General features: G+C 60.6%; 11 protein-coding genes and 1 tRNA gene. 8 read left to right on the top strand and 4 right to left on the bottom strand.

The genetic code is table 11. From position 1 onward, the window contains the following. Positions 1 to 644 precede the first annotated feature (644 nt). Positions 645 to 1,817, bottom strand: coding sequence for a multidrug effflux MFS transporter (locus ACK59H_RS21980; RefSeq protein ID WP_060480576.1), 1,173 nt, complete (start codon positions 1,815 to 1,817; stop codon positions 645 to 647). A gap of 143 nt (positions 1,818 to 1,960) precedes the next feature. Between ACK59H_RS21980 and ACK59H_RS21975 the strand changes: the two genes are divergently transcribed. Further along, the gene (locus tag ACK59H_RS21975) at positions 1,961 to 2,830 is read left to right on the top strand and encodes a LysR family transcriptional regulator (protein WP_060480577.1); all 870 of its coding nucleotides are present in this window, start codon (positions 1,961 to 1,963) and stop codon (positions 2,828 to 2,830) included. A 526-nt stretch (positions 2,831 to 3,356) separates the two neighbouring features. Here ACK59H_RS21975 and ACK59H_RS21970 read toward each other — a convergent pair. Together ACK59H_RS21970 and ACK59H_RS21965 are read right to left on the bottom strand one after the other, a co-directional pair. Beyond that, positions 3,357 to 3,432, bottom strand: a tRNA-Thr gene (locus tag ACK59H_RS21970). A gap of 70 nt (positions 3,433 to 3,502) precedes the next feature. After that, on the bottom strand, positions 3,503 to 3,913 hold the full coding sequence (locus ACK59H_RS21965) for a pilin (protein ID WP_060480578.1): 411 nt from the start codon (positions 3,911 to 3,913) through the stop codon (positions 3,503 to 3,505). A 214-nt stretch (positions 3,914 to 4,127) separates the two neighbouring features. Here ACK59H_RS21965 and ACK59H_RS21960 point away from each other — a divergent pair, with 214 nt between their 5' ends. Genes ACK59H_RS21960 through yacG form a run of 4 tightly spaced genes read left to right on the top strand, consistent with a single transcriptional unit; the run spans position 4,128 to position 7,025 of the window. After that, positions 4,128 to 5,336, top strand: coding sequence for a type II secretion system F family protein (locus ACK59H_RS21960; RefSeq protein ID WP_060480579.1), 1,209 nt, complete (start codon positions 4,128 to 4,130; stop codon positions 5,334 to 5,336). A 2-nt stretch (positions 5,337 to 5,338) separates the two neighbouring features. Continuing rightward, on the top strand, positions 5,339 to 6,205 hold the full coding sequence (locus ACK59H_RS21955; protein WP_060480580.1) for an A24 family peptidase: 867 nt from the start codon (positions 5,339 to 5,341) through the stop codon (positions 6,203 to 6,205). Next, positions 6,205 to 6,828 (top strand): dephospho-CoA kinase, encoded by a 624-nt coding sequence (gene coaE / locus ACK59H_RS21950; protein ID WP_060480581.1) that lies wholly within the window; start codon positions 6,205 to 6,207, stop codon positions 6,826 to 6,828. Before ACK59H_RS21955 ends, coaE begins: the two co-directional genes overlap by 1 nt. Further along, on the top strand, positions 6,825 to 7,025 hold the full coding sequence (gene yacG, locus ACK59H_RS21945) for a DNA gyrase inhibitor YacG (protein WP_060480582.1): 201 nt from the start codon (positions 6,825 to 6,827) through the stop codon (positions 7,023 to 7,025). The genes coaE and yacG overlap by 4 nt, the downstream gene beginning before the upstream one ends. 94 nt (positions 7,026 to 7,119) lie before the next feature. On the opposite strand, the gene ACK59H_RS21940 is transcribed toward yacG, so the two are convergent. Continuing rightward, complete coding sequence (locus tag ACK59H_RS21940; RefSeq protein WP_081016720.1) at positions 7,120 to 7,806, bottom strand: energy-coupling factor ABC transporter permease; 687 nt, start codon at positions 7,804 to 7,806, stop codon at positions 7,120 to 7,122. A 104-nt stretch (positions 7,807 to 7,910) separates the two neighbouring features. On the opposite strand from ACK59H_RS21940, the gene ACK59H_RS21935 reads away from it, so the two are divergent. The 3 genes from ACK59H_RS21935 (at position 7,911) to ACK59H_RS21925 (ending at position 10,226) form a co-directional block, all read left to right on the top strand. Beyond that, positions 7,911 to 8,540, top strand: a complete 630-nt coding sequence (locus ACK59H_RS21935) for a DUF1780 domain-containing protein (RefSeq protein WP_060480583.1) — start codon at positions 7,911 to 7,913, stop codon at positions 8,538 to 8,540. Positions 8,541 to 8,672: 132 nt separating this feature from the next. Then, on the top strand, positions 8,673 to 8,846 hold the full coding sequence (locus ACK59H_RS21930; protein WP_054886115.1) for a DUF3094 domain-containing protein: 174 nt from the start codon (positions 8,673 to 8,675) through the stop codon (positions 8,844 to 8,846). Between the two features lie 84 nt (positions 8,847 to 8,930). Beyond that, positions 8,931 to 10,226: an NAD(P)/FAD-dependent oxidoreductase gene (locus tag ACK59H_RS21925; protein ID WP_060480584.1), complete on the top strand. Its 1,296-nt coding sequence runs from the start codon at positions 8,931 to 8,933 to the stop codon at positions 10,224 to 10,226. Positions 10,227 to 10,344 lie beyond the last annotated feature (118 nt).

The raw sequence follows: 10,344 nt of genomic DNA, 5'->3' as shown, positions 1-10,344 counted from the left end.
GCGCTCCACCGAAGAGCTCACGTCGAACCTCTAAGCTTAAGTGAACAGCATTACGCCAGAAGGCGGGTTTTACGGGGGTTCCAAAGATTTCGGTAGCCTTCGCTGGAACCTGAACTGGTACGGAGACAGGAGTCGAATCGGGCACCTTTCACCCAGCAAAATAAGGACCATAGATAGCTTGACGCTACCACTGTATACCTAAACATACACCTAAAACGAAAAGTACCTCCACCCAGCCCTTGGCATGCTACTCCATCCACCATCCCGCCGCGGGGGTAGTGAGCGGCACCTGGCGCGGGTAGGCCACGGGTGGAGGATCGTTCACCCCCACCGGGGAACTACATGCCCGCCATTCCGGGTGTGAACATAGCAACCAAGTCGATGCCAAGGGGGTTGTGTATAGCCGGGCACCACTCCCCCGAAACGGTGGGGGTGGCGTTTCACCACCTAATGACCGTGGCTGCTCGCCGGCGGGTGTTGCTATGACAGCAATCCCTTGGCAGGCAATTACGGGAAATCCCGTATTCAAAGCCCCATCTGCCTGATGGTCTTGTGCTACATCGTACGCCAGACCGAAGCGCCTGAGCCAATACCAAAGGCCATCCTGAAGAAACCTTGTGAGGGCTATCTCATGGGGCTATCAACTACGCGCCCGATGTTGTTTGCAGAGAGAATGGTAAACATGCGGACAATGCGAGCAGACTAAACACCAGTACCGCGCCGCCGAGTACGCTAAAGCTCGTGCCGAAAGCCGCGCTCACGACCATTGCCATAAGCGCAGCGCTGCCGATCTGGCAGAACCCAACCAATCCCGACGCAGTAGCCGCATACCCATGCTCGCTGGCGATGGCACCGGAGACCGCCAGCGACAGCGACGATCCGTTAGCAAGGCTGACTAGGCACATTGGCAGTACCACGGCCGCCGCGCCAGACCACCCCAATGCCGCGGCAGTGAGAAACGCTGTGCCGCCGAGTACAAAACATGCAATGCCGACAGTGACGATGCGGTCGTAGGGCCAGCGGTCAAGCAATCGCTTCGCCAGCAAGTTCGCGCCAACGATGCCTGCCGTCAGCGGCAAATACAGCCAGCCACTCTGCTCTTCGCTCAATCCCGCCCGTACGAATAGGAACGGCGACTGCGTCAGATATACGAACCACGCGCAGTAGATCGTGCAGACCACCAGCGTATAGCGGCGAAAGGTCCGGTCGCGTAGCACATGGCTAAATCCGGCAAAAGGAGAAGTTCGAGTGCGCGCCGACACGGGCAGCGTTTCAGGCAGTAACGTCAACGCCATCAGCAGCGCCACAGCGCCAAAGGCCGCCACGAACAGGAAGTCGGCCCGCCACCCAAACGCGACGGCCAAATGCCCGCCAATAGCCGGAGCCAAAGCCGGCGACAGCGACACTATTGGATAAACCACCGCATAGACCTTGGCCGAGATGCGCTTATCGCAGGTATCGGCAATAAGCGCCCGGCCGATGACCAGTCCCGCTGCCGCTCCAACCGCTTCAACCATACGCCAAGCCAGGAAGCCTACATAGCTGCCCGACGCCGCGCAGCCCAGAGAACCGATCAGGTAGAGCACACCACCGGCCAGCACCACTGGCTTGCGGCCGTGACGGTCAGACAACGGACCGTAAGCCAGTTGCGAGATAGCCAGTGCCAGCAGGTAGAAAGAAACCGTCTGCGGCATTTGCCAGTCGGCGATATCGAACTCGGTAGTCATGCTCGGCATGGCGGGAAGGTAGATATCCGAAGCAATGAGACCAAATGTACTCAGCATGGCAACGGTCAGGATAAAAGATAAACGAGGCATGGCGCTCCCAAGCAACCGGTTTGGATTAGTTGCAGATCAAGGGTTCAACGGAATGAACACTATGTTAAAGAGATGCCTTAAATGCGAAAATGCATGAAAAAGCATTCTATGGCTGCATATTTGCAACAAGGTGAAGAGCGGAGATGAACTGGGACGACATACGGATTTTCCTGGCGGTACAGCGTGCCGGCACCCTCCGCGGTGCGGCCCAACATCTGACCATCGACCAGACTACGGTAAGCCGGCGCCTGGCCGGGTTGGAGCAGGCTCTGGGCAGTCGGCTGTTCCTGCGCAGCACTGGTGGCTTGGTATTGACCGACACCGGCCAGCAGGTAGTGCGTATGGCCGAAGGCATGGAGCGCATGGCCGTCTCCTTCGAGCGGCGCGGTGAAGGCACCGACACGCACGCCTCTGGCGAGGTGCGTGTGACAACCACCGATGCACTCGCCGTGGATTTCGTTGTACCGGCCATCGAGCGGCTACGTGCCAGCCACCCCGAGGTGCGCGTGATCTTGACCACTACCACACGGCTGCTCGACCTAGGACGCAGGGAAGCCGATGTTGCCGTGCGCACCTTGCGACCGGAGCAACCCGACCTGATCGTGCGGCAACTCGCTCGCTGGGATGTTGGCCTGTACGCAACCCGGAGTTACTTGGAGCAACACGGGGAGCCGAGGCCTGGAGAAGCTTTTGCAGGCCACGACATTGCGCTTTACCAAGAAGGCGTGACAGTGCGCCAGGACGAGACACTGGCAGGCGAATCCAGAGCTCAAGGCCGCGTGGTCGCTGAACTGGATTCAAGCCTGATGCTGGCGACCTTCGTACGCGCTGGCCTGGCCTTAGGCGAGTTACCAGAATATGTAGCCCGGCGTGATTCTGAACTGGTGCGGTTATGGCCTGATCGTCATCGGGCCAAGTCCTATGAAGCGTGGCTGGTTCTACATCAGGACTTGGCCCACACCACCAGAGTACGTGTGGTCGTGGACGCAATCATGGCCGCTTTCAGTGACTGATGGCGGCCCATACAGCACTCGGCAAGACACTAGTCGCGATGCTCAGGCTGGTGAGCTGGACGCCTGATTATCTGATAACTACCCAGTACCCGGGTAGTTCACGGCAGGCAGCTCGGTCAGCTGCTGGGTCTACGACACCTGCACATTTTCGTTGCTCCTGCGCTTTTTCGTCAGACCTGCTGGCCCACCCCGGCCTGGCGCGCCTTCGCCGCCAGGGTCAGGCCACCATGGGTCTGCCCCTGATCCGCTGCCAGGCCGGCTAGTCCTCGCGGACAACGGCGGCAGTGCTTGGCCGACTCTGTACCGCCTCGGGAAGCCAGCCCACCCTGTCGATTTCTAGACAGCGTGTCGTTCTCACGCACTGGCGCTCGTCGAGTCGATCAATATTGGTAGTTTCGCCTAGGGTGACATCACCCTGTCTTCCTCACTAGAGACAGAGCGAGACAGGTAGAAACAAGAAAGCCCGCACTTGGCGGGCTTTTCAGGGGGTTCCGTATACAAGGAGAGGCGTATCGGAACAGCTGGATGGTGCCGGAGACAGGAATCGAACCTGCGACCTTCGCGTTACGAGTGCGCTGCTCTACCGACTGAGCTACACCGGCGTGTAGCGCAACGTACCACTGCCGCCCCGGTCACGTAAACCCCTGTTTCCCCGGCGTTATTCCCTTTACTTCAGGACGCTTTGCAACCTTTGGGCGCCAGGTCCTCGTCGATATCGGTCGCGCAGCTCCAACCCGTCGGGGAGCGGCTCAGGGTAAGGCGCTTGCCCAATGCATTGGCCGGGGCATCGACCAATGTACATTCGATACTGCCTGCCCCGTCCGACGCCTTGCTGCTGACCGTGATAGCACAGTTCGCCGTAGCCGGTTGGCCGCCCAACTCGGCTACGTTGCTGACATCCTTGCCCTCATTCAAGCGCAGCTCCATCGCCGTCTTCAGCGCACTGATTTCCAGCAGCCCCGCTGCCGCCTTGGTGCGGGCCTGGTGGTTGGTGTACATCGGGAGGGCGATGGTCGCCAGAATGCCGATGATCGCGACGACGATCATCAGTTCGATCAGGGTGATACCGCGTTGCCCTTTCATGAACGATTTCCTTTTTGATACGGGTTCGAGTGAAGGTCAGGCTCGCCCTCAACTGGCAGCGGCGCAGTAGGCCTGAACAGACACCTTTTGTCACCCCTGCTCGGCAAGGGCCGCGCTTCGCTGAACTACTCTAGTGAGCGACACGGACATACGCCCGCTCATGGACGCGGCAAGCTGTTTCCAGGCTTGTCGCACGAGCTAAAAGGACCTTTGCATGAACCCATCGACGCATCTCTATTCCTGGCGTGGGACCGACGCCAGCGGCGCTACGGTCAGTGGCCAAGTGAGTGGGCGCAGCCCGGCTTATGCCCGGGCCGGTTTGCAGCGCCAGGGCATTCGCGTGGTAAGCCTGCGCCCAGCGGGGGGCTTGCAGTGGCGCTTGCCCAAGCCACGGGAAAAAGCCGACCCAGCGGGCTTCAGCCGGCAATTGGCGACCTTGCTCAGGGCCGGGGTGCCGCTGTTGCAGGCCTTCGAAGTGATGGGCCGCAGTGGTTGCAGTGCCGGGCAGGCAGCCTTGCTGGATAAATTGAAACGGGATGTGGGATCTGGGCTGGGCCTGGCGGATGCGCTGCAGCGCCATCCGGCGTGGTTCGATGATTTGTACTGCAACCTGGTACGCGTGGGGGAACAATCAGGGACGCTCGATCGGCAGCTGGAACAACTGGCGGGGATGCTCGAGCAGCATCAGTTGCTGCGTAAACGGGTACGTAAGGCAATGCTGTACCCGCTGCTGCTGTTGCTGACCGGCCTGGGTGTTTCGGCAGTTCTGTTACTGGAAGTGATCCCGCGCTTCGAGCAATTGTTTGCCGGTTTCGACACTGCTTTACCAGCCTTCACCCAATGGGTGATCGACTTGTCCACAGGCCTGGGACGGTTCGGGCCGTTGCTGTTGTCGATCACGTTTGGTTTGGGTTTTGGCGTGGCCCGGCTGTATCGGAAGCATGCGCCAGCGCGCTTGTGGATAACTGCCAGGGCCTTGCGCATTCCTGTGTTCGGCAAGCTGCTGAGCCAAGCGGCGCTGGCGCGTTTCGCACGAACCCTGGCCACTTCCTACACAGCAGGGGTGCCGTTGCTGGATGCGTTGGTGACGGTAGCCAGGGCCTGTGGCAACGATCTGCATGAACAAGCGGTGCAGCGGCTACGCCTTGGCATGGCCAACGGGCAGGCGCTGAACCAGGCAATGGCCAGTGATCCACTGTTCCCACCTTTGCTGGTGCAACTTACGGCGATTGGGGAATCCAGCGGAACGCTGGACCAGATGCTGGACAAGTCAGCCAGCCATTACGAAGAACAGGTGCGTCATGCCCTGGATCAATTGACCGGCCTGCTGGAGCCGGCCATCGTGGTGGTGCTGGGGGTGTTGGTAGGCGGGCTGGTGGTGGCGATGTACCTGCCGATCTTCCAACTGGGTAGCTTGATCTGAACATGGCCGCCTGGACTGCACTGGCGGAACAGCCGTCATATTTCATTTGCCTGGCAGCGGTACTCGGGCTGCTGATGGGCAGTTTTCTCAATGTACTGGTGCATCGCCTGCCGATCATGCTCGAGCGCCAGTGGCAGCGTGAGGCGCAGCAGGTGCTGGGCTTGCCTACCCGGCAGCACGAGCGCTTCGACCTGCTTCTACCCGCTTCCCACTGCCCACCATGCAAGCATGCGATTCGCGCATGGGAGAACATTCCGGTAATCAGTTACCTGGCATTGCGCGGACGCTGCTCGGCTTGCAAGCAGCCGATCAGTGCCCGCTATCCACTGGTCGAAGTGGCCTGTGCATTATTGTCCATGGCGGTGGCATGGCATTCTGGTGTCAGCCTCCAGGCCCTTGCCCTGCTGATGCTGACCTGGAGCCTGTTGGCACTGAGCCTGATCGACCAGGACCAACAGCTTTTGCCTGATGTGCTGGTGCTGCCGACGCTATGGCTGGGTTTAATGGTCAACGCCTTCGATATGCTGGTCGCATTGCCCGATGCCCTCTGGGGCGCGGTGGCCGGATACCTCAGCCTGTGGTCGGTGTACTGGGTATTCAAGCTGGTCACCGGCAAGGAAGGCATGGGCTATGGCGATTTCAAGCTATTGGCGCTCATCGGCGCGTGGGGCGGCTGGCAGGTATTACCGATGACCATGCTGTTATCATCGCTGATCGGTGTGGTCGCGGGCTTGTGCCTGCTGCGCCTACGCAAGCAATCGGCCAGTACTGCCATCGCCTTTGGCCCTTATCTGGCAACTGCGGGGTGGATTGCTGTGCTCTGGGGTGATGAAATATACGCCTTCTACCTGCAACTGTTTGGAATGTGATGACCAGCAAGGCCTTCACCCCCTGGATTCTCGGGCTAACCGGCGGCATCGGCAGCGGCAAGAGCGCCGCCGCCGAGCGTTTCGTCGAGCTTGGCGTGCACTTGGTCGATGCCGATCAAGCGGCGCGCTGGGTAGTCGAACCTGGCCGCCCGGCACTGGCCAGCATCGTCGAGCGTTTTGGCCCCGGCGTGTTGCAGGGCGATGGGCAACTGGATCGTGCGGCCTTGCGCCAACTGATCTTTGCCGACCCGGCTCAGCGCAAGTGGCTGGAGCAACTGCTGCACCCACTGATCGGCCAGGAAATCTTCAGCTACCTGGCCAAGGCGCAGTCGCCCTATGCGGTTTATGTGTCGCCGCTGCTTATCGAATCGGGCCAACATCAGAAGGTCCAGCGCGTGCTGATCATCGATGTGCCGCAGGAAATCCAGGTGGCACGCACCCTGGCCCGGGACAACACCAGCCCCGAGCAGGTGCAGGCCATCCTCAAGGCGCAGCTGGCCCGTGAGGAGCGTCTGGCTCATGCTGACGACGTGGTGAACAACAATGCCGACCTGGCCGCGCTGTACACGCAGATTGACCGCTTGCACCACTTTTACCTGACTTTACGAGGAGGCCAGCCATGAGCCAGCCATTGACCGTCGATTGCCCGACCTGTGGCGCACCTGTGGAATGGAACGATAAAAGCACGTTCCGGCCGTTTTGTTCCGATCGCTGCAAGCTGATCGACCTGGGCGCCTGGGCGGCAGAAGAGCACAAGATTCCGGTGGCCCCGGACGCCGAAGACGAGCTGTTTTCCGGGGAACTAGAGCCGCGGCACTGAGCATGATGTAGCTGTACCGGGCGCATGGCAGGTAAACCCTTCTACCGGCCTCTGCGCGGGTTTGCTCGCGAAGTGCTCGGCACAGTCGATACATTCATCCGCGCTCGTCATCCTTCCACGGCGCCTGCAAATACCGGGTGCGGTTGAACGTTTCCAGCCAGTCCGGGCAAAACACCACCAAGGCGCTGATCACCGTACCGTTGATGAATGCCTCCGGAAACATCATCAACCACAGGTAGCCGATAAAGTCGCTGAGCCACTCTGGCATAGCGAAGCGGCCATCCAGCCATAGCACCCCTAATGCTACCGGCAGGCAAATCAGCACCGTCAGCGCAGCGGGGAAAAAACCCGAACAGAAGATGTACACGAACAGGTTACGCGGCTGCGCACGCTCGACCAAGATCGCGCACACCTCGGTAATCAACACCGGCAAGCCCACCAGCAGCAACCCGTTGACCCCAAGCGCTGCCACGTCCTGCCGCCCTAGCACCAGCAAGCCAAGCTGGGCGAGAAAGCCCCCGAGCACCGCCAGGGGCCAGTCCAGCAGCAAGGTCACCGCCGTCATGCCGATGAAGTGATACGACACACCGGTATCGAAATCACGCCGCACCAGCCACAGGGCAAACAAGCAGAACACCGTACCAAACAGCAGGTGCTGACGGCGCCGATCCGTGCACAGTTCTATCCACCGCGTACGTGATGCTGCCCAAATCAACAAGGCAAGGTACCCCAGCCAACCGAGGGTCATGGTGACAGCAGACAGAACGTAGGCGCTGATCACAGGCAGCTTGCTCCGGGCAGGTCTATTTCGAGTCTATACCCTGATGCCGATTCCCATGGTCGAACAGGGCCTTACGGTCACAATTGCAAGCTAAGCTAGTACCCATGGATGACTCCGACTACCTGCGCCTGCTTACCATCCAGGCCGAACAAGCCAATGCCTTTTTATCCAACGCCCGTAAATGGGAGCGGGAGCGGTGGGTGTGCCAGCGCCTGTTGCAAGGGCTGAACATTCCTTACCGCAGCGATGACTTCACCCCCGCCGGCCAGGAGCCGCCGGACGTGCTTTTTCGCGATGCCGCATTCGAAGTGTTTTTCGTGCTCGACGAGGGCCGCCGGCTGAACGACGAATGGCGAGAAGAGCTGCAGCGTCGGCGCAGTGCCTTTTCTCTGGCGCAGTTGGTACGGCGCCAGACGCGCCCCCGACGTATTGCTGCCACCGAGCTGCTTGCGCGCCTGGCGCCGACCCTGCGCAAGAAGGCCCACAACTATCGCGAGCGCGGGCTGGAGCTGGGCGAGTTGGACATCATCGCCTTCGCCAGCCTCAAGCGTGAGGTGCTCGACCTCAACACGCATTTCCCACCGCCCACCGAATACCTGCGCCAGGGCTGGCGCTCGCTGTCGCTGGTTGGGCCAACGTTCGCCCGGGTGCTGTTCGCCCACCCTGATGCGCCAGATTTTCTGCGCAGCAACCTGGGGCGTAGCATCGTGTTCGATGTAGGCATCAGTCTTTGATCCACTGCCGAGACTCTTTGCGATGGCGTAGACTCGGCGCCAGGGATGCAAAGCATTATCCTCTGTGTGAGGTTCGTGCATGAACACTGTGGCGTTCGTGCAGTCTCAAACGTCTACCTGACGAGGCCCACCATGACCAGCCGCCTGAACCCGGAAGATCAGCGTCGTGTCGATGAGTACCTGCAAGCCCCTCAGCATCAAGTCGAGCGCCGGCCTTTTCGGCCCTGGCTGCTCCTTGTGCTGGTGCTGGCGGTGACCATCGGGTTGGGCCTCGTCAGCCGCCTGCTGAGTGGACTGGTGCTATGAGCTGCCTGGCGCTCGCCCTCCCCTCGTGCAGTTTGCGGCCGGCCCTTTGGGCCAAGAATTCCGTAAACCTTATGAGATATCCCCATGACTCATCGCATCGTGATTGTCGGCGGCGGCGCCGGCGGCCTGGAACTGGCGACCCGCCTGGGTAAAAGCCTGGGCAAGCGCAAGCAGGCCGAAATCACCCTGGTCGACGCCAACCTCACCCACATCTGGAAACCACTGCTGCACGAAGTGGCCGCCGGCTCGCTGAACTCCTCGGAAGACGAGCTGAACTACGTGGCCCAAGCCAAGTGGAACCACTTCAACTTCCAGCTGGGCCGCATGAGCGGCCTGGACCGTGAGGGCAAACAGATCCAACTGGCCGCAACCCTTGATGAAGAGGGCCGCGAATTGTTGCCTGCGCGCGTGCTGGGCTATGACACCCTGGTGATTGCGGTGGGGTCCAACACCAACGACTTCGGCACCCTGGGCGCAGCGCAGCACTGCCTGTTCCTCGATACCCGCAAGCAAGCCGAGCGCTTCCACCAGCAGTTGCTGAACCACTACCTGCGTGCGCACGCTGGTGATGTAGCCAGCGAAAAGATCAGCGTGGCCATCGTCGGCGCAGGGGCCACGGGCGTGGAGCTGGCAGCCGAGCTGCACCACGCCGCCCACGAGCTGGCGGCTTATGGCCTGGACCGCATCCAGCCCAAGGACATGCATATCACGATCATCGAGGCCGGGCCGCGTGTATTGCCGGCGTTGCCTGAGCGTATCAGCGTGCCGGTCCACAAGACCCTGGAAAAGCTCGGTGTCAAGGTGATGACCAATGCCGCGGTCAGTGAAGTGACCGAAGATGGCCTGAAAACCAAGGATGGTGAAGTGATTCAGGCCAGCCTCAAGGTCTGGGCGGCAGGCATTCGCGCGCCGGCCTTCCTGAAGGATATCGATGGCCTGGAAACCAACCGTATCAATCAGCTGGTGGTGCGCCCTACCCTGCAAACCACCCGCGATGACGATATCTTCGCCTTCGGTGACTGCGCCGCGTGCCCGCAACCAGACAGCGACCGGAATGTTCCCCCACGCGCCCAGGCCGCGCACCAGCAGGCTTCGATGCTGGCGCAAAGCTTGAAGGCGCGCCTGGAAAACAAACCACTGCCGACCTACGCGTACAAGGACTACGGCTCACTGGTATCGCTGTCGCGCTTCTCGGCGGTCGGCAACTTGATGGGTAACCTGATGGGCAGCGTCAAGCTGGAGGGGTGGCTGGCGCGGATGTTCTACGTGTCGTTGTACCGCATGCACCAGATGGCGCTTTACGGGTTCTTCCGCACCGCGCTGATGATGTTGGGCAGCAAGATTGGCCGAGGCACCGAACCGCGTCTGAAGCTGCACTGATCACTTTTAGGAGCGGGTTCTCGCGTGAATGCGGCTGTAGCCTTACAGCCCAATCGCCGGTGAACCCGCACACAGTGGCTTTGCTGAATGCAGGGTGTCTAGTCCTGAAATAGGTTTA

This window comes from Pseudomonas sp. KCJK9000 (assembly GCF_046230725.1).
Classification (GTDB): Bacteria; Pseudomonadota; Gammaproteobacteria; order Pseudomonadales; family Pseudomonadaceae; genus Aquipseudomonas; species Aquipseudomonas promysalinigenes.
This window is presented reverse-complemented; position numbering and strand designations above follow the sequence as displayed.

Bases quoted from the DNA above. Each gene is read 5' to 3' on its own strand.
- ACK59H_RS21980 (WP_060480576.1), bottom strand. From the start codon at position 1,817: ATGCCTCGTTTATCTTTTATCCTGACCGTTGCCATGCTGAGTACATTT.
- ACK59H_RS21975 (WP_060480577.1), top strand. From the start codon at position 1,961: ATGAACTGGGACGACATACGGATTTTCCTGGCGGTACAGCGTGCCGGC.
- ACK59H_RS21965 (WP_060480578.1), bottom strand. From the start codon at position 3,913: ATGAAAGGGCAACGCGGTATCACCCTGATCGAACTGATGATCGTCGTC.
- ACK59H_RS21960 (WP_060480579.1), top strand. From the start codon at position 4,128: ATGAACCCATCGACGCATCTCTATTCCTGGCGTGGGACCGACGCCAGC.
- ACK59H_RS21955 (WP_060480580.1), top strand. From the start codon at position 5,339: ATGGCCGCCTGGACTGCACTGGCGGAACAGCCGTCATATTTCATTTGC.
- coaE (WP_060480581.1), top strand. From the start codon at position 6,205: ATGACCAGCAAGGCCTTCACCCCCTGGATTCTCGGGCTAACCGGCGGC.
- yacG (WP_060480582.1), top strand. From the start codon at position 6,825: ATGAGCCAGCCATTGACCGTCGATTGCCCGACCTGTGGCGCACCTGTG.
- ACK59H_RS21935 (WP_060480583.1), top strand. From the start codon at position 7,911: ATGGATGACTCCGACTACCTGCGCCTGCTTACCATCCAGGCCGAACAA.
- ACK59H_RS21930 (WP_054886115.1), top strand. From the start codon at position 8,673: ATGACCAGCCGCCTGAACCCGGAAGATCAGCGTCGTGTCGATGAGTAC.
- ACK59H_RS21925 (WP_060480584.1), top strand. From the start codon at position 8,931: ATGACTCATCGCATCGTGATTGTCGGCGGCGGCGCCGGCGGCCTGGAA.